Origin of the sequence: Promicromonospora iranensis (assembly GCF_028994805.1) — a bacterium.
GTDB classification, from domain to species: Bacteria; Actinomycetota; Actinomycetes; order Actinomycetales; family Cellulomonadaceae; genus Promicromonospora; species Promicromonospora iranensis.
This window is the reverse complement of the sequence record NZ_JAJQQP010000004.1, coordinates 100,663-124,550: the sequence shown is the minus strand read 5'-3', so window position 1 is coordinate 124,550 and position 23,888 is coordinate 100,663. Positions and strand designations below refer to the sequence as shown.

Below are 23,888 nucleotides of genomic sequence, written 5' to 3'. Positions count from 1 at the left end.
GCTGAAATGCCCCCGCGCGGCCCGCCGATGGCTCTACGCTGCGTCCGTGTCCGCCAGAACGCTGGAGAAGCTCGAGCCCGTCCCTGTCATCGAGACAGCTCGCCGCCTGTGCGACCGCATCGGCGCGCGGTTCCCTGAGCGGGGCATCCACCGTGTCGCGCAGGAGCTCGTCGCCCTGACCGAGCAGGTGGCGGACACCTCGGAGGACTCTCGTCGGCGCAGCCGGCTCGTCCGCGCCGGGTCCCGCACGGTGATCGGGATCGTGGTGCTGGTCGCGCTGGTCGCGTTCGGCTTCGCGATCGAGTCCGCGTTCACCGATGCCCCGGACAACGGCCTCGACTGGCTACCGCTCATCGAGAGCGCGGTGAACGACATCGTGTTCGTGGCCATCGCCGTGGTGCTGCTGCACTCGTTCCCGGAGCGTGTCCAGCGCTCGGAGCTGCTGGCCAAGCTGCACCGGCTGCGCTCCCTGGCGCACATCGTCGACATGCACCAGCTCACCAAGGAGCCGGAGAGCCTCCGGGACGCCTTCCTGGGCGGGACCGACGGCGCCGACGTCGGCCTCACGCCCGAGCAGATCGAGTACTACCTGGAGTACTGCACCGAGCTCCTGTCCCTCGTGAGCAAGGCAGCGGCGCTGTGCGCCGAGGAGTCGCGGGACGACATAGTGCTGAACACGGTGTCGACCATCGAGACGCTGACCATGGGCATGTCGCGCAAGGTGTGGCAGAAGATCACGGTGCTCAGCGAGGAGCGCACCGCGCGCTGAGCACCGGACCGGACCGCTACGCGCCGGTCGCGACCTCGCGCGCCGGGTCGTTCGACCACTGCGACCACGAGCCCGGGTACAGGGCAGCGTCCACACCGGCGACGGCGAGCGCGGCCACCTGGTGCGCCGCCGTGACACCGGAGCCGCAGTACACGCCGACAGGTCGGCCGGTCGAGGAGCGCGCGTCGTCGCCGGCCGAGCCCGACCCACCGCCGGCCGAGCCTGCCGAGACCCCCAGCCCGCCGAACCGCCGCTTCAGCTCCGCCGTCGACAGGAAGCGACCGCCCTCACGCAGGTTCTCGGTGGTCGGCGCGCTGGCCGCGCCCGGGATGTGCCCGGCCTTCGGGTCCACGGGCTCGACCTCGCCCCGGTAGCGCTCGGCGGCACGGGCGTCCAGGAGCACACCCTCGCCGTCGGCCAGGGCCGCTGCCTCGTCCGCGTCCAGGACGGGCATCCCACCCGGCCGCACGACGACGTCGCCCGGCTCCGGCGTGACGTCACCCGGTTCGACGGCGAATCCTTCTGCGGTCCAGGCGGCGAGACCGCCGTCGAGGATGCGGACGTCCGGTACGCCGAAGTAGCGCAGGAGCCACCACGCGCGCGCGGCGGAGGTGCCACCGACGGAGTCGTAGACGACGACGCGCGACCCCGCCGACACGCCCCAGCGGCGCGCCGCCTGCTGGAACGCCGACGCCGAGGGCAGCGGGTGCCGCCCTGCGGCGGGCGACGCGTGCGCGGCGAGCTCGGTCTCCAGGTCCACGTACACGGCACCCGGGAGATGGCCCGCACGGTACCGGTCGTGGCCGTCCGTCATGCCGAGCGCCCACCGGACGTCGAGAACGACGGGGCGACCCTCGACCGGGTCCGTCCCCGCGCCGATCTGCAGGTCGTCGGCCAGTGCGGCGGCGCCCACCAGGACCCGTTCCCTCATGCCGCGTCGCCCGGCGCGTCGTCGGGCGCGTCCACGGGCGCGTCCACCGGGGCGTCCACCGGCGCGTCCGCCGTGTCGTCGGCGGCGACGGACAGGTCGAGGCGCATGGTGTACGCGTCCACGTTCTCCGGCTGGTAGTAGCGCTTGCGCACGCCGAGGATCTCGAACCCGAGCTCCCGGTACAGCTCGATGGCCGGCGCGTTGTCGACCCGCACCTCCAGCAGCACCGCCTCGGCCTTGACCTTGCGGGACCGTTCGATCAGCGCGGCCATGAGCTGCCGGCCCACCCCGTGCCGCTGCACGGCCGGGTCGACGCCGATGGTCATGATCTGCGTGACGTCGCCGTCGAACCACAGGCCCGCGTAGCCCACGACGGGCTGGTCCCCCGCCCGGTCGAGCCGTTCCGGCTCCGCCACGATGTACCAGCGGCCGAGCCCTGCGAGCTCGTCGGCGAGCATCCCGTACGTCCAGGCGCCCCGGCCGAACAGCTGACGCTCCAGCTCCAGCACACGGTCGAAGTCGGCGTTCCGCAGCGGTCGGAGCCGCACCTCGGTGATCATGCGACACCCCCGGCCGAACCGGTCGTCGCGCCCGATCCGGTGGTCGAGGCCGCCGGGGCCCGCCCGGGCTCGTGCACGTCCGGACGGCGCAGGTACAGGGGCTCGGCAGGCTGTTCCTCGTCAGCCGCGCGGCGGACGAGCGCCAGCCGGGCCAGGACCGTCGCGTCGGGGACGAGAGGGGCGTCGTCGGCCACGGGGAGGAACTCCGGGTAGAGCATCGCCCCCTCACCGACCACGACGGGCAGCTGCCCGTCCTCCGTCCCGGCGGCGGTGAGCTGCGCCTGCGCGACGAAGCCCGCCCGGTCGACGTCCGGCCCTGCCAGGCGCTCCACCACGGGGACACCGTGCGGGCCCTCGTGCGAGATCACGCGGTACCGGGCCCAGTAGACCTCCTTGCGGCGTGCGTCGGAGGTCGCGAGGATCTCCGTGCCCGGCCGCAGCCCGAGGTCGCTGACGGCCTGCACGGCCAGCGCGTCGAGGCTGGGCACGCCCAGCACCGGGACGCCGATCGTGAGCGCGAGCGTCCGCGCCGTGACGAGCCCGACGCGCAGCCCTGTGAACGGGGCGGGTCCCGTGCCGGCGACGACGGCGGTCAGGCCGCTGGGCTCTATCCCTGCCTCGGCGAGAACCTCCTCGATCAGGGGCGCGAGCGACTCGGCGTGCCTGCGGCGCTCGTCCGAGGTGCGGGACGCCAGGCGCGCTCCGTCCTCGTCGACGAGGGAGACGGCGACGGCTGCTGAGGTATCGAGAGCAAGAACGGCCACGTGACCAGGGTATTACGCCGGCCGCGCGGCGCGCCTCAGCTCAGCAGGGCGCCCAGGTCGACGCCGGCCCAGCGCTGCCCGACGGCGCGGATCGTCGCCTTCCGGGTCCCCGCCTCCGGGTCCTCCTCCGCTGCCACGCCAGGATCGAACAACGGCGCACCCCGCGGCCGCTCCAGGTCGATCTCCAGCCGGTCGTCCGCGAGCGCCTCCGCCAGCCCACGCCCCCACTCCACCACCGTCACGGTGTCCGCGAGGGACGAGTCGAGGTCGAGCGCGTCGAGCTCGCTCAGCCCGCCGAGGCGGTAGGCGTCGACGTGCACCAGGCCGGGGCCGCTGGTCCCGTCGGCGCGCGGCAGCGGGGGGTGCTCGCGCGCCACGATGAAGGTGGGCGAGGCGACCTGCCCGCGCACGTGCAGCGTGGCGCCGATGCCCTGGGTCAGGGTCGTCTTGCCGGCGCCGAGGTCGCCCGTGAGGATCACGAGGTCCCCGGCGCGGAGCTCGCCGGCGAGGGTTGCGCCGAGCGCGCGCGTCGACTCGGCGTCGGGCAGCTCCAGCGTCACCACCTCGGACGTCGTGATGTCGCTCTGTCCTCCTGTTGCCCCGCTCACGCGGTCTCCCTTCCTGCCGTGCCCGCGTACACGCGGGGCACTCGCGCCCCGAGGCGCGTCACGATCTCGTAGCTGATGGTGCCGGCGGCCTGCGCCCAGTCCTCTGCGTTCGGTGCGCCGGCGCGGGCGAGCCCGTCCGACGCCCCGAACAGCGTGACGACGTCACCGGCCTGCTCCGGAGCGTACGGGCCGAGGTCGAGGATCACCTGGTCCATGCACACCCGGCCGGCGATCCGCAGCACGCGGGCGGTGCCGAGGCCGGTCCCGGGCGCGGCGACGTCGTCCACGGCGCCGCCGACCAGCACCGGGCCGCCGGGACCGAGCGAGCCGCCGGACGCGTGCCGTGGGATCCCGTCGCCGTACCCGAGCGGGATCACGCCGAGCACCGTGTCCTGGGTGGTGGTGTAGAAGTGGCCGTACGAGACGCCGTGCCCCGCCGGTACGCGCTTGACGGTGGCGAGCCTCGCCTCCAGCGTCATGGCGGGGCGCAGCCCGTAGTCGCCCGGCGCGCCCAGGTGCGGGACGGGCGACAGGCCGTAGACGGCGATGCCCGGGCGCACGAGGTCGTAGTGGGCGGACGGGTTGGTGAGGGTCGCCGCGGAGTTGGCGATGTGCCGCACCTCGATGGGCATGCCGGCCGCCTCGGCGGTGCGGACCGCGTCCTCGAAGACGTGGGTCTGCATCTTCACGGACGGGTCGTCGGGCTCGTCCGCGAGGGCGAAGTGCGACATGAGCCCGACGACCGCGAGCGCGCCCTCGGCCTGCAGCGCGGCGGCCCGGTCGAGGACGGCCGGCAGGTCCTCCGGCATGATCCCGTTGCGGCCGAGCCCCGTGTCGACCTTGAGGTGCACGCGCGCGGTCCGGCCGGCGGCGCGGGCGCCGTCGGCCACCTCGTCGAGGGCCCAGGCGGCGGCGACCGCCACGTCGACGTCGTTCCGGACCAGGTCGGCGAACGAGGCGCCGGGCGCGTAGAGCCAGGTCAGGATCCGGTGCCCGGGTCCGACGGCGGCACGGACCGCCAGCGCCTCCGCACCGTGCGCGACGCCGAGCCAGGTGGCGCCGCCAGCGAGCGCCGCCCGGGCGACCGGAAACAGCCCGTGCCCGTACGCGTCCGCCTTGACGACTGCCATGACCTGCGCCGTCGGGGCGGTCGCCCGCAGGGCGCGCACGTTGTCGCGGATCGCGTCGAGATCGACGACGGCGCGGGCTGGGTGGTCGGGGGCGGTGCTCATCGCACCGATTCTTGCACCTGGCGACTCTCGGGGGGTCCCCACTCGCTCAGGATCCGGCGCGACTCGAAGCGGCGGAGCCGCCCGGACAGCGGGTCGGTGAGCTCGAGGGACCGGGACAGGAGCTGCAGCGGTCGGTCGAAGTCGTCCGGATCGGCGTCACGGAGGTCCGGCCAGAACGGGTCGTGCAGGATCGGCAGCCCGAGCGACGCCATGTGCAGCCGGAGCTGGTGGGTCTTGCCGGTGTGCGGCTCCAGGCGGTAGAGGCCCAGGCCACGGGCCTCGTCGGCCGCCGTGCGCGTGACCAGCGACTCGGCGTTCGGCTCGCCGGGGACCTCTTCGGCCCGGGTGACGCCGCGCCGCTTCACGATACGGCTGCGGAGCGTGACGGGCTCCCCGTCGGCGACCCGGGCGGCGTCGGGCGGCGCGCCGTCCGACGGCGTCAGCGGCGCCACCGCCTCGTAGACCTTGCGCACCTCGCGCCGGGCGAACGCCTCCTGGTACGCGCCGCGCACCTCCGGCCGCACGGTGAGCACGAGCACGCCCGCCGTGCCGCGGTCGAGCCGGTGCGCCGGCGAGAGCTCGGGCAGGTCCAGGGCGATCCGGAGGCGGACCAGGGCGGTCTCCCGGACCCAGCGCCCGCGCGGCATCGTCGCGAGGAAGTGCGGCTTGTCCACGACGAGCAGGTTCTCGTCGTGGTGCAGCACCTCCGGCTCGAACGGGATCCGCTCCTCGTGCGCGGGCGGGTCCCGGTACAGGTAGAGGAAGCCGCGCGGCTCGTACGGCGTGGTCGGGGTGAGCGGCTCGCCGCGGCCCGTGACGATCTCGCCGAGGCCCAGCTTCTCGAGCAGGCGCGCCTCGTCGTCACGGAAGCGGTCCAGGAGGTAGTCGAGCGCGAAGGGGAACCGCGTGACCACCTCGGGGTCGTGGGGCAGCACGAGCCGGGTCGGGTTGAGCCCGTCCCGCACGGGCAGCGGCGGACGGTGCTTGGCGGGACCGGGCGTGCGCACACCATCAACCTATCCCCCGAGCGCGCCGCCGATCCCGGAGGGTTCCGTCGACCCGGACGACGGGTGGAGGATGGACGGGTGACCCTCTACGACATCCCCTTCCACACGATGGACGGCACCGAGATCTCGCTGGCCGAGCACAAGGACGACGTCGTGCTCGTCGTGAACGTCGCGTCGCGGTGCGGCCTGGCGCCTCAGTACGCGACCCTGGAGAAGCTGCAGAAGAAGTACCAGGACCGGGGCTTCACGGTGCTGGGCTTTCCCAGCAACCAGTTCCTGCAGGAGCTGAGCTCGAACGAGAAGATCGCCGAGTTCTGCTCCATGACCTACGGCGTCACGTTCCCCGTGCTCGACAAGATCAGGCTGAACGGGCGGAACGCTCACCCGCTCTACGTCGAGCTGAAGAAGACCGCGGACGCCGAAGGGCACTCGGGCAAGATCCGCTGGAACTTCGAGAAGTTCCTGGTCCTGCCCGGTGGTGACGTGCGTCGGTACTCGCCGAAGACCCTGCCGGACGACCCGGCGATCGTCGGCGAGATCGAGGCGCACCTGCCGCGCTGAGGTTCGGACCGCCCTCCGGCGGCGGCCGCCTCCTCAGTCGTTGCCCGGCGCCAGCGTGAGCCGCATGGCGACCGGCACCACGTCCGAGGCGTCACCGAGCCACCCGGCCCACACCCTCGTCAGGCCCAGCTCCCTCCTGGGGTCGGGTTCCTCCGCGATCAGCCGGTGCTTGCTCACCAACGACAGGGCCGTGAGCTCGCTGACCGTCAGAATGTCGATGACCAGCACGTCCACCCGATCGAGGCCGAACGCGAGCCAGTCCTGACTCACTCGCAGCGAGAGCGTGTCGAGCGCCGTCAGGCGGGACATCACTGCGCTGAATGCTGTATCTGTCATGCAGCCTTGACGCTCGAGCTGCCCGGAGGTCACAGCACTTCGGGGAAATGTTGCACACGAGTTTTCGCCCGGTCGGCAGCGGCTCTCCGCACATCTCGACGGTGGTGCCCGGAGCACGGGCTGGGCCTACGCTGTGAGGCATGGAACCGACCCGATTCCGGCAGGCCACACCCGAGGACGCGCAGGCGCTCCTCGATGTCGAGCGCGCCGCCGGGATCGCGGCGCTCGGCCACGTCTTCCCGCCGGGCATGTACCCGTTCCCGGCCGACGAGGTCCGGGCCAAGTGGGATGCCGCGCTCGCCGAGCCCGGTGTCCGCGTGCTCGTGCTGGACGACGACGTCGACAGCTCCCGCCTCGCCTGCTTCGTCGCTCATGACGAGCGCCTGCTGCGACACCTCGCCGTACACCCGTCGCGCTGGGGCGCCGGCCTCGCGCGGGCGGCGATGGACGCGGCCCTCGCCGAGATGCGCGACCCACGCCTCTGGTGCCTCGCCGACAACGACCAGGCGATCGGCTTCTACGAGCACCTCGGCTGGCGCCGCACGGGCCGCACGCAGCCGTCGGACTACCCGCCGTTCCCGGACCAGGTCGAGATGGCCTTCCCCCGGGACTGACCGGGGACTGACCGCTGACCGACCGGCAACCGGGCTACAGCTCGACCAGCCCCGCGCGGTAGCCCAGCACCACCGCCTGCGTCCGGTCCCTGGCCTGCAGCTTCGCGAGGACGGACGCCACGTGCGTGCGCACCGTCTCGACCCCGACGACGAGCGCCGTCGCGATCTCCGCGTTGGTCATGCCCTGCGCCACCAGCCCCAGCACCTCCCGCTCGCGCGGCGTCAGCACCGGCGCCCCGGCCGTCGCACGCGGCCGCGTCCGGACCAGGTCACGCAAGGCCTGCGGGTACAGCAGGCTCTGCCCGACGGCGACAGTCCGGACCGCCTGCACCATCTCGTCGGCCCCGGCGCGCTTGAGCAGGAAGCCGGACGCCCCGACCGTCAACGCGTCGAGCACGTAGCCGTCGTGCTCGAACGTCGTCACCACGAGGACCCGCGGCGGCTCGGGCAGCCGCAGCACGAGCTCCGTCGCACGGAGGCCGTCCACGCCGGGCATCCGCACGTCCATGCAGACGACGTCGGGCCGCAGCGTGCGCGCGAGCTCGACCGCCTGGGCGCCGTCGCCTGCCTCCCCGACCACCTCGAGGTCGGGCTCGGCGTCGAGGATGAGGCGCAGGCCGCTGCGGACGAGGGGCTCGTCGTCGGCGACGAGCACCCGTACCGGGGTGTCAGGCATCTGGGTCCTTCCGATCGGTCCTGCCAGGGGCACGCGCACCGGTTCGTCCTGTCTCCGGCAGCGGTGCGCAGGGAAGGGTTGCACGAAGTACCCAGCGCTCGCCCTCACGACCCGCCTCGGCGGTGCCACCGAACAGCGCGACACGCTCCCGGATGCCGGACAGCCCGCGTCCTCCGGACCGGCGCCGGCCGGGACGCGCCCCGTCGCGGACCGGGTTCACCACCTCGATCCGCACCCCGTCGCCGTCGTACCCGACGGTGAGCTCGACCGGCCCGGACGCACCGTGCCGGTGCGCATTGGTGAGCGCCTCGGTGACGATCCGCTGCACGGTCCGGCCGAGCAGCGCCGGCAGCCCGGCCGGGAGGTCGATCTGAGCGCTCAGGTCCAGCCCGGCCCGGCGATGCGCGGAGACGACGTCGCCGAGGGCCGGCGCCAGGGCGACGGGCGCCCCGTCGTCGGCGTCGTCCCGGAGAACGGCGAGGAGCTGGTCGAGCTCGGTGAGCGCCGACCGGGCGGTGTCCTCGATCGCGGCCAGGGCCTCGGCCGCCGCGTCCGGGTTGGCGACGACGACCCGCCGTCCGGCCGCCGCCTGGACGCTGACGACGGTGAGCGCGTGGCCGATCCCGTCGTGCAGCTCCCGCGCCAGGCGCGTGTGCTCCGCCTCGCGGCGGGCACGGGCGAGGGCCGTCTCCATCCGGTCGTGCGGAGTGGGGCCGAGCACCCGCCCGGCGAGCGCCGACGCGGCTGCCCCGAGCGGCCAGGTCGCCACGAGGGCCAGCAGGGCGAGAACGGTGCACGCGATCAGCCGCAGGGCGAGCGACACCGGCCCGGTCGGCAGCGGCAGCCCGGTGTAGAACGAGTCGCCGGAACGGAACGACTCTCCGGCGATCGCCTCGACGCCGATCAGCACCGCCATCGGGATGCCCGCGAACAGCCCGGCTGCGACGAGCAGGCCCGAAGCGAGGTGACCGGCGACCCACAGGGCGGTCCGGATCCGGTGTGCGGGCCGGGGCCGGGCGGGGACCACGAGCTCGTCGCCCACGTCGAGCAGCGCCCGTGCCGCGGTGACCTCCAGCTCCCGTGCGCCCGGCACCAGCCCGAGGCCGATGGCGGCGGCGACCGAGGCCACCGCCACCACCCACACGGGCGGCCCTCCGGACGCGATGTTCAGCAGGCTGAAGACGAGCAGCACCAGGGCGAGCCCGATCGCCCCGCCCAGCATGTGCCAGGCGAACCGCCGGGCGAGGTACCGCGTGAGATACCGCTTCGTCGCCTGCATGCGGTCATCCTCTCCGGTCGTCAGGGTCGTCTGCCAGACACACGGCCGGTCACACGGCAGGGAGCCGGTCCAGGGACGTGTCGGCGGCATCGAGCGCGGCCGCTCGCTCCGACTGGAGCCGGTGGGCGACGTAGCCCCAGACCGCGAGCGCCAGTGCCGGACCCCAGTACCAACAGGGGAAGGCGATGGCGCCGAGGATCTGGTCGCCGATGCTGTGTCCGCGGCCCAGCAGGAGCATGGGGATGGCCGAGAAGATCAGGGTCACGGCGATCAGTCCGCCGGGCACGGCGGCAGCCGTGATCGGCACGCGACGTCCGGCCAGGCCGGGCATCCACCGGGGGAACACCTCGCCCCAGGGGCGGATCAGGCCGAGGGTGAGGAAGAAGCCGAGCCAGGCACCGCTGGACAGCGCGAGCCCCCAGATCCGCGTGGACATGTCCATCTCGGCGAACCCGAGCTGGGGCCACGGCGTGAGCCACGTGAGCCGGAACAGCGCGTAGGGGAGCGGTCCGGTGGCAGCCACGATCGTGATGGCGCGGCGGTGCCGGACCACCCAGGCGGTGGCGCGGTCCATCGCCGACATGCCGGACAGTGCCTGGGCGCCGACCATGGCCCACAGCAGGCCGAGCGTGAGGACGAGCAGCGTGACGAGGATGGTCGCGCCCTGGCCCGCGAAGCCAGCGACGAGCCCGGTGGTGATGCCGGCGATGGCGTCACGACCCAGGATGATGCCGACCACGAGAGCCACCAGGCCGGGAACCCCGACCGTCCAGCGGGCCACGCGGTACCGCCGCACCACCTGGACGAGCATGACCACCACGGCGACGGGCATGAGCAGCGCGACGAGGTAGCCGATCGTGGAGAGCGGGCCGATGCCCTGCAGCAGCACGCCGAACACCAGGAGCTGCAGCACACCGGCACAGACCCGGCCCCGTGCTCCCAGGGCGCCGGCGAGGCCGGCGATCCCGGCCGCGACGCCGGCCAGGGCGGTGACGACGTGAACGGTGGTGGCGACCTCCGTCCCGGCGAGCCCGGCCAGGAGCGCCGTGACGGGCTCGGCGTACGGGTTGGGCCAGAGGCCGAGCATCCAGGCCAGGCCGAGCAGCGCGACTGCGCCGCTCGCGATGGTGGCGCCGAGGAGAGTGGCGCGAGCGAGGCGTTCCATGACGGTTCCTTTCGGTCGGTCGTTCGGTATGCCTTCACACTCCCGTCCGGCGGGTGCTCGCCCACTCCCCCGGCCGGGGGATATCGGCTGGTGACCGGGGGATCCGCGGGGATAGCTTCCTGTCCATGACGTTCGACGAGGAGATTGCCGAGGGACTGGCCGTCCCGACCGATGGCTGGGACTTCTCCTGGTTCGCGGGCCGGGCCACCGAGGAGCGCCCCGGCTGGGGCTACGTGCGGCTCTGCGGCGAGCGGCTGGGCCGGGTCGACTCGGTGCTCGACGTCGACACCGGTGGCGGCGAGGTCCTCGCGGAGGCGCTGGGACTGGCGGAGCGTGTGCCCGGCACCGTGCGGGCCACGGAGAGCTGGGCGCCCAACTACGAGCTCGCCTCGGCCGCGCTGGAGCCGTTCGGCGGTGTCGTGACCCTGGTCGACGGCACGGCGGCGCCGCTCCCCTTCGACGACCGGACGTTCGAGCTGGTCACCAGCCGCCATCCGGTCTCGTTCCCGTACGCGGAGGCCGCACGCGTGCTGGCGCCGGGCGGCACGCTGCTGGTCCAGGAGGTGGGTGCGGGGTCCAACCGGGCCCTGTACGAGTTCCTGATGGGCCCGCAGGAGAACCGGGACGCCGAGTACCTCGACGACCTGCGGGCGCAGGTGGCCGCTGTCGGCCTCGACATGGTGCGGCTCCACGACACGCTGACCCGTGTCGAGTTCTTCGACCTGGCCGCGGTGGTGCACTTCCTGCGCAAGGTCCTGTGGACCGTGCCGGACTTCAGCGTGGAGAAGTACGACGACCGGCTGCGCGCGCTGCGCGACCACATCGCGGAGCGGGGCTCGTTCGTCTGCCACAGCCGGCGCACGCTCGTGGAGGCTCGCACGCCCTGAGCATCACGGGGACGCTCGGGTGCGGCCGTCTCACGGCAGCCGGGGCTTCCCGTTCACGTCCTCGCGGGCCGACGGCGGGTCCACGCGCTGCGCCGTCAGGTCGCGCGGTGTCAGCGTGAAACCCTGCCAGTGCATCTCCATGGGGCTCTGGTCCTCGTCGCGGGCGACGTGGTGGAACCCGACGGCCACCCAGGTGACGACGTCGGACAGCTCCGCCTCGTCCTGCGCGAAGTCGAGCACGCCGGACCCGCAGGTGCCCTCCGTGTTCGCCGTGGCGAACAGCTGGCAGTCGTCCGCCTCGGTGAACGCGATGGTGTAGCCCGCCTCGTCGGCGTCGTCGTGGTGGTGGTCCTGGGTGAGCTCGAACGGTGTCGTCGCGCCGAGGTCGATCTGGTACGAGATCGCGTGCTCGTCCTCGTTGAGCACCTCGGGGTTCACCACACGCCACCAGCGGCGGTCCGCCGCCTCTGCCGTGCCCTCGTGCGTGATCCGGGTCAGCTCACCCTCGACGAGCGGTGACCGTGGACCCTGCTCACCCGTCGGTTCGGCGTCGTACTGCTCCACCGCCTGACCGCCCCGCCCGCCGAGCGCCCAGTGCACGCGCCACACCGCGTTGTGCGAGTGGCTGGTGGCGTAGTCCGTGTTCCCGGGGCCGACCGGCCAGCCGTGGGCGGGGTCGTCGCCGTAGTCCTCCGGCGACAGGTCACCGGTGGCGCCCAGGTCGGACCGGACGGTGCCGTCGCTGCCGAACGTGTACTGGCTGACGTACTCGTACCAGCCGACCTTCGAGATCGTCGCCAGCCGCAGGTCCGTGCGCCGCGCCACCTCGGTCCCGGTGCTGTCACCGCTGCGGTAGGCGATCCCGCCGTCCACGACCTCCTGGCACAGGACGGCACGTCGCTCGCCGCCGCCACCCACCGAGCCGTCACCGATCTTCGGCACGTAGGTCTCGAGACGGTCGCCCAGGCACTCCGTCTCGGTGAGCGTCATCATCTGCCGGCCGCCGAAACCCTGCGTGGTGATGTCCTCGGTGTTGCGCAGGCCGGTGTCGTACGGCACCTCCAGCTGCCCGATGGACAGCTCGGCCAGCACCTGCACCGGCTCCTGCCCCGCGGGCGTGAAGTGCACGTCCTGGAGCACCAGCCCGCGGCTGGAGTCGACCCGCCAGCACATGGTCCACGTGGAACCGCTGAGCAGCTCCTCCGTGACCGGGTCGTTCTCCGGACACCTCAGTTCCGCACCGCCCGACGCCGTCGACTCCTCTCCGCGCGGAGCCGGTGCGGCGGGTATCGCTTGCTCCACCACCAGGATCGCGGCCACGACGAGCGCGATGATGGCCGCCGCTGCGACGATCGCCGGAATCACTCCCCGTCTCGGCAACAGCTCGGGCACGGCTCCCCCTTTGATCTTGAGCACCGCCCGTCCACGGGCCGGTGCCGTAAGAAACCGGCCCGGTGCGACGATGTCGCACCGGGCCGGTCCTACTGCGTCAGACACTTGCTACTGCGTCAGAGACTCAGCTCATCAGACGGCAGGCTTGTCGCCCGACATCCGGCCCATCGCGGTAGCGAAGGCCTGGCTGATCTCGCGACGGCGCTTGATCATGACCGCACCGGCGCCGAGCAGCAGCACCATGGCGGCGATCAGAGCCGTCACGTTCGCACCCGTCGCGGCGAGGCCGTCGTCCGAGCCGGAGCCGTCGCCGGCACCCGCACCCGAGTCGTCGCCGTCACCGGAGCCGCCACCGGTCGAACCGGCCACGACAGTGATCGGCGTCTGTGCGCCCTCGCTGCCGTCGTCCGGCTGAGCGTCGACGATGATGACGCCCGGCGGGGTCCCCTCGGGAACCGTGATCGGGGTCGTGAAGCCGCAGTCGTCGCCAACCGTCACGGTGACGGGGTCACCGATGTTGTTGCCCTGCGTGTCCTTCAGCTGGACGGTGACGGTGGCGCCGGCCGGGAAGCCGGTACCGGTCACCATGACCTCGTCGCCGGCCTCGACCACGGCCGGGTCGGCAACGATCATCGGGTCGGTGCACTCGTCGCCCGGCGGGTTGGTGCCGGGGGCCAGGATCTCGAGCGGCGCCTCGGCACCCTCGCTGCCGTCCTCGGGCAGGGCCTCGACGATGTGGTCGCCGGGCTCTGCGTCCTCAGGAACGGTCAGGTCCGTGATGAAGCCACAAGCCTCGTCCGGGGTGACCATGACCGCGTCGCCGACCGGGTTGCCCTCGGCGTCGCGCAGCTGCACGGCGACCGGGACGCCCGCCGGGAAGCCCTGGCCCACGACCGAGACGGTGTCGCCCGGGAAGGCGGCTCCCGGCTGGACGGTGAGGGTCGGGTCCATGGCGCAGATGTCGGAGCCGGCAACCACTGCCAGCGGGGCCTCAGCGGCCTCGCCGGTGGTGTCGTCCGTGCCCACGACCGGGTAGATGCCGAGCTCGGCATCGCCCGGGACGGGCACCGCGACGGTGAACCCGCCGGTCGAGTCGGTCTCGACCGGGATGGCCTCGCCCACGGGGTTGCCGTCGGGGTCGGTCAGCTGGACGGTCGCCGTCGAGTCGGGGGTGTAGCCCGTGCCCGTCGCGATGGTCGACTGGCCGGGAGCGACCGTGGCGGGGTCGACCGAGATCGACGGGTCGATCTCGCCAGGTCCGCCGACGTCGCCGGGCGTGATCCGCACGGCGGCGTTGCCCAGGTTGATCCGGGCGACCTCGTTCGCCGGCAGGAGCGCGATGCTCAGGGCGTTCAGGTCGAACGACGTGACGACCTCAGCGGCCTCGGCCGCCGTGGAGGTCTGGGTCACGACCTCGGAGGTCTCCGACACCTGACGGTTGATCGTGATCGAGAGGACCTCGGAGAGGACGTCGAAGACCGGCGAGAGCAGCTCGCGGATCGGAACCGTGATGGCGTCCGTCTTGAGGTCGTTGATCAGCAGCTCGAAGATGTTGTCACCCTCGTCGCTGATCAGCAGGTCGTACACCGGGGCCAGGATCGGCGCGAGCGCCGGGCCGACCGTGTTGATGGTGTTGACCAGGACCGCGGCGACCGGCGCCATGGTGCCCGTGCTGTTGTCCACGGCCTCGGGGAAGTCGCCGTTGACGGCGTCCGCCAGGGGCAGCGACCACGACACGTCGAGGGTGCCCAGCGGGCCCTCCTCGTAGAAGGCGATGTTGATCGTGACCGAGTTCAGCGAGTCCTCGATCGCACCGATGAGGATGCGGGTGACTTCCTGCATCAGCTCGTGCACGGTCTCCGCGATCAGCGGGTAGGTCGTGTCGTCGATGAGCTCGGTGTTCGGGGGCAGGCCGTTGAGGCCTTCCTCGCTACCGTCCGGGTTGTCGATGAGCTGGTCGAGGTGGATCTGCAGCTCACCGGTCGACAGGTCGATCGTGATCAGCTGGTTCGCCGAGGTGATCGGCTCGCCCACGACGGACTGGAACAGGTTCTCCTGCATGTTGCTGTCGACGGTGATCGAGGGCGTCGGAACACCCGGGACCGCGTCGAACAGGCCGGTCAGCGCACTGTCGTCGAGGTTCTCGTTGACGAGGTCCTCGACGGTCGTGTCGATGGTGCCGCCGATGTCGTAGATCGACGAAGCGGCATCCTCGATGACCGGGGAGTGCAGGAACAGGTCCAGGTCGGCGACGCGGTACTGGCCGAGGCCACCCACGCCGTCCTGGTCCAGGATGACGCCGTTCTCGGCCTTGACCTCGGCCGCACCCGCGCCCACCTCGAGCAGGAGCTGGTCGACGATCTCGTCGGTGAGGCCGTCGACGCCGAGCAGGCGTGCGACGGACAGGACGTCGACGGACGCCTTGCCGAAGTCCTCGGACTCGCCGTCCAGGGTGATGCCGCCGTCCGCGCCGAGCAGGCCGGACACCGCGTGGGCGTCGACCGGGGACGACGCCTCGCTCTTGGAGGCCAGCGCACCGAGCTGGCCGAAGTCCATGATCTCGTCGAGGGGAACCTCGACGTCACCAATGCGGACGAGCTCGGAGCCGAGCAGCTCGACGTTGAGGTTGCCCTCGTTCGGCCCGGGGTTGGACTCCGAGCCGGCGTCCGAGTAGGCAGCAGCCAGCAGCGCCTCCTGGAAGAGCGTCGAGTCGAGGACGCTCGCAGCGGCCTCGGACGGCTCGTCCGGGTAGTTGTCCACTGCGACCGCAGGCAGTCCGGTGGCCGTAACCACGACTGCGGTTGCCGCGGCCGTCGCCAGGGTCCGGCGCCACGGGACGCCGCCCTTCCGACGTCGGCCTGACGGTACTTGCGTTCGGTTCAAGAGAACTCACTCCTCCATAGACACGCTTCAAGAAAAGCGTCCGGATCGGTACGTGATCACGTCCGGATCGGTTGGGGGCGGGGCGTATGACACACCGGTGCCCGGGGTTCAGCGAACAGTGGTTCCCAGGGACCTGCCAGGTGGAACTGCAATCGTGCGCTGACGCAACGGAACGCAACTCGCTGTGCGTTCGGCGCGATCGGAAGCGCGACAAAGGCATCCGCGCGCACATCTGCGGTGAGAAGCGAAGGTAGTCCGAAATGCCGGGTGAAAAGCGCAACCAATAGCGGGTGAAAAACCTGCGCTCGAGTTGCGCGTCAGCCGCCGGCGAGCCAGGCCGGGGGGCGCGTCTCGGCGAGGCGCACCAGGTCCCTGCGGTCTCGGATGCCGAGCGTGGCGTAGGCCCGGCGCAGCCGGTTCACCACCGTCCGCTCGGACACGAACGTCGCCTGGGCGATCTGCGAGTTGGTCGCGCCGTGCACCGCGAGCTTGACCATCTCGCGCTCGTGCCTGCCGAGCACCTCCCACTCGGGGCCGGTGCCACCGCTCGCGTCGGCGTCCGCGAGGAACGCGTCGATGCCTCGCAGCCAGCCCGCCATCCCCGCCAGCCGTACCAGCGTCCGTGCCTCGTCGAGCATCGCGTCGCCCGTCGAGCGGCCGCCGCGCGTCACGGCGTACCGGCCGTACGCCACGAGCATGCGCACGCGCTGCCAGGGCGACATCGGGGCCGCCGGCGTGTGCAGCGCGGCCTCGAAGGCCGCCGACGGCGTTCCGTCGTCGGCCAGGAGCGCGTTGAGCCGGCAGTAGGCGGCCGCGACGTCCGGTGCCGACCGCTCCTCGGGGGCTACCGGGGGATCGAGCAGCCGCTGTGCCCGCGGCCCGACGTTGCCAGGCGGTGTGGAGGCCATGACCGCCTCGACGAGGTCGCACCGCACCTGCACCCGCCCCCGGTACGGCCAGGCGCAGTGCTCGAGCGCGATGGTCAGCAGTGCGACCGCCCCCTCCGCCTGTCCGACGACGAGGTGCGCGGCACCCAGGTCCGCGGCGTACTCACCGAGCACGCGGGCGGACCAGCTGCCCGCCTGCGCGGGCATCGTGCTCGCGGGGGCCGTCCCGTCGACGACGGCGTCCGCCGAGACACGCATGCCCCGGGCCGGCAGCCACTCCTCGACCGACGGTCGTAGCTCCGTGGCGTGCGCGAGATGCGTGCGGACGTCGGCTGCGCGGCCGTCGAACGCGGCCACCCGGGCCGCCGCGACGTCGCGTGCGACGATCTCCGCCACCGTCCGGCCCGGCGTCGCGCCGGAGTGGTCGGCGAGCAGGCCGCGTGCGCCGACGACGTCGCCGAGCGCCAGGAGGGCGCGCACCTGGATGCCGACGCCCACCCAGTCCTGGCCAGGCGTCGGCCCGATCTGGCGCAGGTCTGCGCGCAGCGCGACCGGGTCCGGCAGGTCGCCGGTGTCCTCCAGGCCCAGCAGGGCCTCGGCGACACGCACGCCGGCGGCGCGGGCGGCCTCGCCGACGGCTGCCGGCTCACGCCACCACAGGTGGTCGGTCCATCCCGGCCCCACCCCGTCCGGCACCAGCGGTCCGTCCAGGTGGTCCCGCCAGGCGCGGCCGGTCAGCAGCGACACACCGACGGCGCGCGCGGCCAGGTACGGGTCGGGCGCTGCCGCCACCGCCGCCCACGCGCGCGCCGGCAGCTCGTCCAGGTGCAGGCCGTCGAGCATGGCCGCCACGGCACCCGGGCCGGCCCCGCCCCGGTCCGGCACAGGGGTCCCACCGTCCGCAGCGCCGCACACCTCGCGGCACAGCAGCGCCAGCAGCGGGTGCCGTACGGTCGACCGGCCCTCCCGGCGGACCACGGAGACATCGCCGAGGGGCGCGGCCGCGAGCGCCGTCATGGTCGCGGGGTCGAGCCCGGCCAGCATCGCCCGGTACGCGCGGCGCGCCGCCGAGCCGACGGTCTCAGGTCCGGCCCAGGAGACGTCCCCGCGCAGCTCTGCGGCACTCAGCGAGCCGGCGAGCTCGAGGGCGAGCCGCGGGTTGCCCGCGCTCCACCAGCGCAGGTGCTCGACGACGTCGGCCGCCACCGGGAAGCTCAGCTCCGCGGCGAGCACGCGCCGCAGGGGCATCCGGTCGATCGGGCCGAGGTCGAGCACCTCGACGTCGTCGGAGAGCGGGTCGACGGTGATGCTCCGTACCGCGGCGATCACGCGCCAGTCCTGCCCGTACGCCTCGTCCGCCAAGTACTGGAGCCAGCGTGCGCGCTCCGGGGTCAGTACCCCGACGTCGTCGACGAACAGGACGCGCGGCCCGGAACCACCGTCGCCGGCCCAGACCGAGATCGCGCGCAGGAACCCTGCCGCGTCGAAGTCCGCGTCGTGCTCCAGGTGTTCCGGTACGGACCAGGCGGAGAGGTCGATGCGCCGGTTGTTGTCGAGGTCGTGCGCCGACGGCCGCGACGAGCACGGCCGCACCACGCGGACCGCCGACGATCCCGCGCCGACCTGCTTCAGCGCGTGGAGCACCGTCGAGGTCTTGCCGATCCCGCTCAGTCCGCGCACGACCAGGACCGTCGGGTCCAGGTCGGTCGCGAAGTGCCCGATGACCCGCAGCTCTCGATCACGCCCGTGGACCACGAGGTCCCTCCCCCTGCTGCCTGCCTGGCTCGCCCATGCCGGCGGCACCGCCGGAGGCACTGCCACGGAAGGCCCGTTGCTTGATGGCACGCACACCCCAATTCGCCACTTACATGAATATTGATCAGTAGCGCCTCAGGAGTCTATGACAAGAGATGAATCGTGCAGGGCGAGAGTGTGGTACGGGATATTACGGCTCTACATGGCGGATCTCCGGCAAGTGCGATAAACATCGACACTCGGGAAATACGTGCCGAATGTCCAATTCGGCGCACACCGGGTTCACGCCAGCGGACCGAGCATTTCCCGTCTGTCCACGTCAGGTCGCGAAGAGCTGTCGAGCGCGTCGACCAGCTTCTTCTCCTCGTACCGGAAATGCGTCTCCATGACGGCCTCGATGCCGTCGAGGTGCCGGAGGAGGTCGTCCCGCCCGGCTCCGGACAGCGTGGCGCGCTCGAGCTCACCCAGCAGGTGGTCGAGCATGGAATGGTCCCGCTTCAGGTCGGCGACCACCGGCGCCAGCTCGGGCCGGTCCGCCAGCACGACATCGAACAGCGTCGCGTCCTCGCTGCGGTGGTGGCCGGTCAGCGCCGCGCAGAAGCCGACGCAGTAGAGCTGCAGCTCCCGGGCCGCCGTCGGCCCGGACGCGTCGTCCTCGACGGCGGAGCGGGCCACTGCGAGGGCCTCGCGCAGCCGCCGGTGGACCTCCCGGAGCTCCTGGCCCCAGGCGACGACACGTTGACTCATCGCCGCCCACCCTAGCCCGGGTGGGCGGCGGACGTCAGGCGCCCAGCAGGTCGGCGACGACGGCGGGCACCGCCCGGGCGATCTCCAGCGCTGCCAGCGGGCCGCCCGCGGACGCCCGCGCCGCCGCCCTGCCGTGCACGAGCACTGCCGCGGCCGCGAGGCGAGCCGCGAGCGTCTCGTCCTGAACGACGTCGGCGGAGCGGCCCGCGAGCAGCGTCCCGAGGATCCCCGCGAGCACGTCGCCGGAGCCGGCGGTGCCGGTCCACGTCGGCGCATCGGCCTGTGCGTACACGTCGCCCGGGCCCGCCACGACCGTGATCGCACCCTTCAGCAGCACCGTCGCACCGGTCGCCTGGTGCGCCGTGCGCACCCAGTGCAGCGGCTGCGCCTCGACCGCGGCCCGGTCGACGTCGTGCCCCAGGCCCTGCAGCAGCTCCGCCAGCTCACCGGCGTGGGGGGTCAGGACCGCCCAGGCCGGGAGCCGGTGCTCCAGCATGGTGAGCGCACCCGCGTCGATGACGGCAGGCATCTTCCCGCCGGTCACGTCCTCGGACAGCACGCCGGTCACGGCTGCGAGCGCCCCGAAGATCCGCCGGGCCTGCCCGTCGTCGTCCGGTCCGTCCTCCGGGCCGACCCCGGGGACGCCCGGGCCGAGGACCCAGGCCTGCACCCGGCCGCCCGCCACGACCACCTCGGGGCGGGCGAGCAGCACACGCGTACCGACCGCCTCGGGGCCCAGGTAGCGCACCATGCCGGGCCCTGCCAGCACCGCGCCCGACGTCGCGAGGACCGCCGCGCCGGGGTACGTGCTCGTGCCGGCGATGACCCCGACCACGCCCCGCGTGTACTTGTGGTCGTGCGGGCTGGGGACGGGCCACAGCTCGGCCACGTCGGCCGGCTCCATCCGCCGTACCCGCCCCGACGCCGGGTCCGTCCCGCTCATCGCGTGCCGGCCCGGTGCGACACCCCACACCGCGCCGGACCATCCCGTGGTTCCGGCGACGGTGGGGAAGCCGACGTCGACCAGCTCGACCTCACCGGCGAGGTGGGCCGCCGGCGGGAGGATCAGGCCGGGCTTGAGCGCGCCGAACGTGACGGTGCGGTCGGCGGGCAGGACGGGGCCGGGCACCGCGCCGTCGTCCACGCCGATGCCGCTCGGGATGTCGACGGCGATGGTGCGGGGCCAGCGCTCCCCCGCCTTCTCGCGAGCCTCCGCGAGCGTGCGGACCAGACCGCCCGCGGGTGGCCGCAGCGCTCCTCGCGCCCCGACGCCGACCAGGCCGTCCAGCACGACGTCGGAGGCGAGTGCGCTCTGGACCACCGAGGGGACCCGGATGTCGGCGAGCGTGACCACCTTCCCGCCCGCTGACCGAAATGCCGCGAGCCCTTCCTCGTGCGCGCGAGTGGACGCCAGGACTGCGGTGACCGACATCCCTCGGCGGACGAGGTGCGCACCGGCGAACAGGGTGTCGCCGCCGTTGTTGCCGGGGCCGACGAGCAGCAGTGCACGCGCGCCGCGGACCTCACCCCTGGTTCCCGCCGTTCGGGCGCGGCGGATGCGGGCGGTGCCCGGTAGCCCGTCGGACCCGAGGCTGCCACCCAGGCGCACGGCCGCCGGACGGCCGGCTCTGCGGTCCGGTGCACGCCCGGCCGCCGGTCCTGCCGCCACCTCTCGGAGCACTGCCTGGGCCAGCGCATACGCCGCCCTGGCCATGAGCGGCTCGCCGGCAGCGATCAGTGGCTCCTCGGCCTTTCGTACCTCGTCGGAACTCCACGCGTCTTTCACGGTCCTATAGTGCCGCTTCCGCCCTCCTCCGAGGTACCAAAACCCGGCAATGTGGACCGACCTCCCGCGGGCAACCCGGTCGGCATAGGGTCGGACCATGCGATTCGGACTCTTCATCCCGCAGGGCTGGCGCCTCGACCTCGTCGACATCGCGCCCGCCGACCAGTGGGCCTCCATGCTGTCCCTTGTCCACCGTGCGGAGAACCAGGCGGCCGGCGAGGCCGTTCCCGGCGGTGAGTTCGCCTGGGAGTCGGCATGGGTCTTCGACCACTTCCACACCGTTCCTCAGCCGTCCACCGAGGCCACGCACGAGGCCTGGTCCCTCGTGGCCGCGTTCGCGGCGGCGACCCAGCGCATCCGCCTGGGCCAGATGTGCACGTGCATGGCGTACCGGAACCCGGCCTACCTGGCCAAGGTCGCCTCGACCATCGACACGATCTCGGGCGGGCGCGTCGAGATGGGTATCGGCGCCGGGTGGTACGAGCACGAGTGGCGTGCCTACGGCTATGGCTTCCCGTCCGCGGGAGAGCGCCTGCGCGCGCTCGACGAGGGCGTACAGATCATGGCGAACATGTGGCGCACGGGGTCGTCGGGCACGTTCGAGGGCAAGCACTACCAGGTCGACGGCGCCCTGTGCTACCCGCAGCCGCTGCAGCAGCTCCCGGTCGGCGACGGCGGCGCCGAGGTGCCGTCCATCCCCCTGTGGGTCGCCGGCGGCGGCGAGAAGAAGACGCTGCGCATCGCCGCGCAGCACGCCCAGTACACCAACTTCGTCGGCACCCCCGAGGGCTTCGCCCACAAGTCGAGCGTTCTCGAGGCGCACTGCAAGGACGTGGGTCGCGACTTCGGCGAGATCACCCGGTCGGCCGACTACAACGTGGTCATCGGTGAGACCGAGGCCGACGTCGCCGAACGGCTGGCCTGGATCGAGGCGCACCTGCGCAAGTGGGCACCGGAGAAGGCCGACCAGGAGATCAACACCTGGCGCACCGGGCTCCTGGTCGGGACACCCGAGCAGATCGTCGAGCGGCTGCGGGACATGCGGGGCCTCGGGCTCGAGTACGCGATCACGTACTTCCAGGAGGCCGCCTACGACCAGAGCGGTCTGGAGCTCTTCGAGAAGCAGGTGATCCCGGAGCTCCAGTAGTCCGGAGCTTCAGCAGCCCGGGCGGAAGATCACCCTTCCGCGATCACCATGGCCGACGCGATGCCCGCGTCGTGCGAGATCGTGATGTGCCAGGTGCGCACACCGAGCTCGGCGGCGCGGGCGGCGACGGTGCCGCTCGCGTCGATCCGGGGCGGGCCGCCCACCGTGCGGTGCACCGTGACGTCGTGCCAGCGGAGGTTCCCGGGAGCGCCGAGCGACTTCGCGATGGCCTCCTTCGCCGCGAACCGAGCGGCCAGGGACGCCGGCGGCAGCTCCCGCTCGGCGTCCGTGAACAACTTCTCGCGCAGCCGGGGCGTGCGATCGAGGGTCTCCATGAACCGGTTCACGTCGACCACGTCGATGCCCGTCCCGATGATCATTGGCTCAGCCTAAGGTCGTCGTCGCCGGGTCCCGACGCCACGCCGTCCGCACAACTCCGGTCTTGCACAAGATGCCCGGTTTGGTGCACCATGTCGCAGTAACGTTGAAGTAAAGGTGGCGCCTGCATCGTATCGGCAGAGCGCCACCTTTCGTGTGGAGGAGGCTGCCATGCCGGAGGACGACGACAAGCTCCCCTTCCCCCTGGTCATGGTCGTGGTGTTCGGCGTCCTGATCGCTGCCATCGTCACGCTGCTGGTGGTCGTCGCCGTGTCGGGCTGATGTCCGTCCACCCCGCCAGGCCGCTGGGCTCAGGCCTGGCGCCCCTCCTCGACGCGGTCCAGCCACTCGCCGACGAGCGACTCCAGCAGACCGGGCTGCTCCAGGTGCAGCGCGTGCCCTGCGCGGTCCAGCACCGCGAAGGACGCCCGCGGGTAGTGCTCGACGAGACCCCACGCGTCGCGGTAGCCGGTGACCGAGTCCTGCCGCCCGACGACGATCAGGGCCGGCTTCTCGAACGGTGCCGGCTCGACGGGAAAGCTGCCGGCGTAGTGCGCCTCGACCCGTGCGACCACGGCCGGGTCGGCGGCCGCCAGCCCGGGATCCACCTCCTGCCGCGAGCGCGCCCAGGTCTCCTCGGTCTGCACCACGAGGATGTCCTCCGCCGCGAGCGCCTCGGACCCGACTCGCTCCGCGAGCACAGGATCCCTGCTCAGCACCTGGTACCGCGGCAGCTCGCGCAGCTCGTGCCGCGGGTCCACGACGGTCACCACCAGGGCCAGGCCGGCCACCCGCTCCGGGTCGGCGGCAGCGAGGCCCCGTGCCAGGTAGCCGCCGTACGACTGCCCGACCACCGCGTAGGCGCCCTCGGGCACCAGCGCCTGTACAGCGCCCCGCAGGATGTGGAAGACGTCGTCGGTGCTGGCGACGTCGGGCGCCGCCGTCCGCCCCATGCCGGGCAGGTCCACATAGAGGCGGCGCCAGTCCCGTCGGTCCGTGAAGACCGGTTCGAACGCGCCGATCATGAGCCGGTGGTCCACCGGGAACCCGTGGACCAGCACCACCGTGGGCACGCCCGGCCCCACCGGCCCGTGCTCCACGTAGTGCACCTGGACCCCGTCGACCTCCACGTACGCCATGCCACCCCTCTCTTCAGCCCCGCGCCTGGACGGGGTCACCGACATCCCGGATGCCCGCGGTGTCCTCCGGCCGCACCAGGTGCCGCCAGCGGAACCACTTGCGCTCCAGCTCCTCGGACAGGTCCACGTCGAACCGCCGGGCCACCAGCAGCAGCTGCGCCAGCGCGTCCGCCACCTCGCCGCGGAAGGCGGCACGCGTCTCGTCGTCGGACAGACCGCGGTCCCGCGAGCGGCCGGACAGGTTCAGGAACGCCTGGGTGAGCTCACCGACCTCTTCGTGGAGCTTCAGCATCAGCCAGTCGTCGGTGCGCTCCACGCCGTGCACCCGCGCGTAGACGCGGCTGATGATCTCGACGTCGTCGGAGAGTCTCGTGAGTTCCACGCC

The 23,888-nt window shown here is 72.6% G+C and carries 23 protein-coding genes; 5 read left to right on the top strand and 18 right to left on the bottom strand.

Features of this window, described 5'->3' with window-relative positions:
* The first annotated feature begins 46 nt into the window (after positions 1–46).
* Complete coding sequence (locus LUM46_RS07745) at positions 47–769, top strand: hypothetical protein (RefSeq protein ID WP_274993196.1); 723 nt, start codon at positions 47–49, stop codon at positions 767–769.
* 16 nt (positions 770–785) lie between these two features.
* Here LUM46_RS07745 and LUM46_RS07740 read toward each other — a convergent pair whose 3' ends face one another.
* Genes LUM46_RS07740 through LUM46_RS07715 form a run of 6 tightly spaced genes read right to left on the bottom strand, consistent with a single transcriptional unit; the run spans position 786 to position 5,871 of the window.
* Positions 786–1,700, bottom strand: coding sequence for a sulfurtransferase (locus LUM46_RS07740; RefSeq protein WP_274993195.1), 915 nt, complete (start codon positions 1,698–1,700; stop codon positions 786–788).
* Positions 1,697–2,260 (bottom strand): ribosomal protein S18-alanine N-acetyltransferase, encoded by a 564-nt coding sequence (rimI, locus tag LUM46_RS07735; RefSeq protein WP_274993194.1) that lies wholly within the window; start codon positions 2,258–2,260, stop codon positions 1,697–1,699. Before rimI ends, LUM46_RS07740 begins: the two co-directional genes overlap by 4 nt.
* Positions 2,257–3,024 carry a tRNA (adenosine(37)-N6)-threonylcarbamoyltransferase complex dimerization subunit type 1 TsaB gene (gene tsaB, locus LUM46_RS07730; protein ID WP_274993193.1) on the bottom strand — a complete coding sequence of 256 codons (768 nt, stop codon included), beginning with the start codon at positions 3,022–3,024 and terminating at the stop codon, positions 2,257–2,259. The genes rimI and tsaB overlap by 4 nt, the downstream gene beginning before the upstream one ends.
* Positions 3,025–3,059: 35 nt before the next feature.
* Positions 3,060–3,632 carry a tRNA (adenosine(37)-N6)-threonylcarbamoyltransferase complex ATPase subunit type 1 TsaE gene (gene tsaE, locus LUM46_RS07725; RefSeq protein WP_274993192.1) on the bottom strand — a complete coding sequence of 191 codons (573 nt, stop codon included), beginning with the start codon at positions 3,630–3,632 and terminating at the stop codon, positions 3,060–3,062.
* On the bottom strand, positions 3,629–4,864 hold the full coding sequence (alr, locus tag LUM46_RS07720; protein WP_274993191.1) for an alanine racemase: 1,236 nt from the start codon (positions 4,862–4,864) through the stop codon (positions 3,629–3,631). The genes tsaE and alr overlap by 4 nt, the downstream gene beginning before the upstream one ends.
* Complete coding sequence (locus LUM46_RS07715; protein WP_274993190.1) at positions 4,861–5,871, bottom strand: pseudouridine synthase; 1,011 nt, start codon at positions 5,869–5,871, stop codon at positions 4,861–4,863. The genes alr and LUM46_RS07715 overlap by 4 nt, the downstream gene beginning before the upstream one ends.
* Positions 5,872–5,949: 78 nt before the next feature.
* Between LUM46_RS07715 and LUM46_RS07710 the strand changes: the two genes are divergently transcribed.
* A complete protein-coding gene (locus tag LUM46_RS07710) occupies positions 5,950–6,432 on the top strand; it encodes a glutathione peroxidase (protein WP_274993189.1) in 483 nt (160 codons plus the stop codon).
* A 33-nt stretch (positions 6,433–6,465) separates the two neighbouring features.
* Here the strand turns inward: LUM46_RS07710 and LUM46_RS07705 are convergent, their stop codons facing one another.
* Positions 6,466–6,768, bottom strand: a complete 303-nt coding sequence (locus tag LUM46_RS07705) for a hypothetical protein (RefSeq protein WP_274993188.1) — start codon at positions 6,766–6,768, stop codon at positions 6,466–6,468.
* A 140-nt stretch (positions 6,769–6,908) separates the two neighbouring features.
* On the opposite strand from LUM46_RS07705, the gene LUM46_RS07700 reads away from it, so the two are divergent.
* Positions 6,909–7,382: a GNAT family N-acetyltransferase gene (locus tag LUM46_RS07700; RefSeq protein ID WP_274993187.1), complete on the top strand. Its 474-nt coding sequence runs from the start codon at positions 6,909–6,911 to the stop codon at positions 7,380–7,382.
* A gap of 34 nt (positions 7,383–7,416) precedes the next feature.
* On the opposite strand, the gene LUM46_RS07695 is transcribed toward LUM46_RS07700, so the two are convergent.
* From LUM46_RS07695 to LUM46_RS07685, 3 genes are read right to left on the bottom strand one after another with little or no spacing between them, the layout of a single operon-like run.
* The gene (locus tag LUM46_RS07695; protein ID WP_274993186.1) at positions 7,417–8,058 is read right to left on the bottom strand and encodes a response regulator; all 642 of its coding nucleotides are present in this window, start codon (positions 8,056–8,058) and stop codon (positions 7,417–7,419) included.
* Entirely contained in the window at positions 8,051–9,337 is a 1,287-nt protein-coding gene (locus LUM46_RS07690) for a sensor histidine kinase (RefSeq protein ID WP_274993185.1), read from the bottom strand. Before LUM46_RS07690 ends, LUM46_RS07695 begins: the two co-directional genes overlap by 8 nt.
* 49 nt (positions 9,338–9,386) lie before the next feature.
* Positions 9,387–10,502, bottom strand: a complete 1,116-nt coding sequence (locus LUM46_RS07685) for a hypothetical protein (RefSeq protein ID WP_274993184.1) — start codon at positions 10,500–10,502, stop codon at positions 9,387–9,389.
* A gap of 125 nt (positions 10,503–10,627) precedes the next feature.
* Here LUM46_RS07685 and LUM46_RS07680 point away from each other — a divergent pair, with 125 nt between their 5' ends.
* Positions 10,628–11,389 carry a class I SAM-dependent methyltransferase gene (locus LUM46_RS07680; RefSeq protein ID WP_274993183.1) on the top strand — a complete coding sequence of 254 codons (762 nt, stop codon included), beginning with the start codon at positions 10,628–10,630 and terminating at the stop codon, positions 11,387–11,389.
* Between the two features lie 30 nt (positions 11,390–11,419).
* On the opposite strand, the gene LUM46_RS07675 is transcribed toward LUM46_RS07680, so the two are convergent.
* The 5 genes from LUM46_RS07675 to LUM46_RS07655 all read right to left on the bottom strand — a co-directional run bounded on the left by LUM46_RS07675 (position 11,420) and on the right by LUM46_RS07655 (position 20,839).
* On the bottom strand, positions 11,420–12,781 hold the full coding sequence (locus LUM46_RS07675) for a copper amine oxidase (RefSeq protein ID WP_274993182.1): 1,362 nt from the start codon (positions 12,779–12,781) through the stop codon (positions 11,420–11,422).
* Between the two features lie 132 nt (positions 12,782–12,913).
* The gene (locus LUM46_RS07670; protein WP_274993181.1) at positions 12,914–15,574 is read right to left on the bottom strand and encodes a choice-of-anchor G family protein; all 2,661 of its coding nucleotides are present in this window, start codon (positions 15,572–15,574) and stop codon (positions 12,914–12,916) included.
* Between the two features lie 407 nt (positions 15,575–15,981).
* The gene (locus tag LUM46_RS07665) at positions 15,982–18,306 is read right to left on the bottom strand and encodes a helix-turn-helix transcriptional regulator (RefSeq protein ID WP_274993180.1); all 2,325 of its coding nucleotides are present in this window, start codon (positions 18,304–18,306) and stop codon (positions 15,982–15,984) included.
* 282 nt (positions 18,307–18,588) lie between these two features.
* Positions 18,589–19,053, bottom strand: coding sequence for a hemerythrin domain-containing protein (locus tag LUM46_RS07660; protein ID WP_274993179.1), 465 nt, complete (start codon positions 19,051–19,053; stop codon positions 18,589–18,591).
* Positions 19,054–19,087: 34 nt separating this feature from the next.
* Complete coding sequence (locus tag LUM46_RS07655) at positions 19,088–20,839, bottom strand: bifunctional ADP-dependent NAD(P)H-hydrate dehydratase/NAD(P)H-hydrate epimerase (protein ID WP_274993178.1); 1,752 nt, start codon at positions 20,837–20,839, stop codon at positions 19,088–19,090.
* Positions 20,840–20,936: 97 nt separating this feature from the next.
* Here LUM46_RS07655 and LUM46_RS07650 point away from each other — a divergent pair, with 97 nt between their 5' ends.
* Complete coding sequence (locus tag LUM46_RS07650) at positions 20,937–21,986, top strand: LLM class F420-dependent oxidoreductase (RefSeq protein WP_274993177.1); 1,050 nt, start codon at positions 20,937–20,939, stop codon at positions 21,984–21,986.
* 29 nt (positions 21,987–22,015) lie between these two features.
* Here LUM46_RS07650 and LUM46_RS07645 read toward each other — a convergent pair whose 3' ends face one another.
* From LUM46_RS07645 to LUM46_RS07635, 3 genes are all read right to left on the bottom strand, one after another.
* The gene (locus LUM46_RS07645; protein WP_274993176.1) at positions 22,016–22,366 is read right to left on the bottom strand and encodes a holo-ACP synthase; all 351 of its coding nucleotides are present in this window, start codon (positions 22,364–22,366) and stop codon (positions 22,016–22,018) included.
* A gap of 309 nt (positions 22,367–22,675) precedes the next feature.
* Entirely contained in the window at positions 22,676–23,503 is an 828-nt protein-coding gene (locus LUM46_RS07640; RefSeq protein WP_274993175.1) for an alpha/beta fold hydrolase, read from the bottom strand.
* Positions 23,504–23,516: 13 nt separating this feature from the next.
* On the bottom strand, positions 23,517–23,885 hold the full coding sequence (locus tag LUM46_RS07635) for a nucleoside triphosphate pyrophosphohydrolase family protein (RefSeq protein WP_274993174.1): 369 nt from the start codon (positions 23,883–23,885) through the stop codon (positions 23,517–23,519).
* Positions 23,886–23,888: the final 3 nt, after the last annotated feature.

Bases quoted from the DNA above. Each gene is read 5' to 3' on its own strand.
- alr (WP_274993191.1), bottom strand. From the start codon at position 4,864: ATGAGCACCGCCCCCGACCACCCAGCCCGCGCCGTCGTCGATCTCGAC.
- LUM46_RS07660 (WP_274993179.1), bottom strand. From the start codon at position 19,053: ATGAGTCAACGTGTCGTCGCCTGGGGCCAGGAGCTCCGGGAGGTCCAC.
- LUM46_RS07650 (WP_274993177.1), top strand. From the start codon at position 20,937: ATGCGATTCGGACTCTTCATCCCGCAGGGCTGGCGCCTCGACCTCGTC.
- LUM46_RS07680 (WP_274993183.1), top strand. From the start codon at position 10,628: ATGACGTTCGACGAGGAGATTGCCGAGGGACTGGCCGTCCCGACCGAT.
- rimI (WP_274993194.1), bottom strand. From the start codon at position 2,260: ATGATCACCGAGGTGCGGCTCCGACCGCTGCGGAACGCCGACTTCGAC.
- LUM46_RS07705 (WP_274993188.1), bottom strand. From the start codon at position 6,768: ATGACAGATACAGCATTCAGCGCAGTGATGTCCCGCCTGACGGCGCTC.
- LUM46_RS07640 (WP_274993175.1), bottom strand. From the start codon at position 23,503: ATGGCGTACGTGGAGGTCGACGGGGTCCAGGTGCACTACGTGGAGCAC.
- LUM46_RS07740 (WP_274993195.1), bottom strand. From the start codon at position 1,700: ATGAGGGAACGGGTCCTGGTGGGCGCCGCCGCACTGGCCGACGACCTG.
- LUM46_RS07685 (WP_274993184.1), bottom strand. From the start codon at position 10,502: ATGGAACGCCTCGCTCGCGCCACTCTCCTCGGCGCCACCATCGCGAGC.
- LUM46_RS07700 (WP_274993187.1), top strand. From the start codon at position 6,909: ATGGAACCGACCCGATTCCGGCAGGCCACACCCGAGGACGCGCAGGCG.
- LUM46_RS07690 (WP_274993185.1), bottom strand. From the start codon at position 9,337: ATGCAGGCGACGAAGCGGTATCTCACGCGGTACCTCGCCCGGCGGTTC.
- LUM46_RS07645 (WP_274993176.1), bottom strand. From the start codon at position 22,366: ATGATCATCGGGACGGGCATCGACGTGGTCGACGTGAACCGGTTCATG.
- LUM46_RS07695 (WP_274993186.1), bottom strand. From the start codon at position 8,058: ATGCCTGACACCCCGGTACGGGTGCTCGTCGCCGACGACGAGCCCCTC.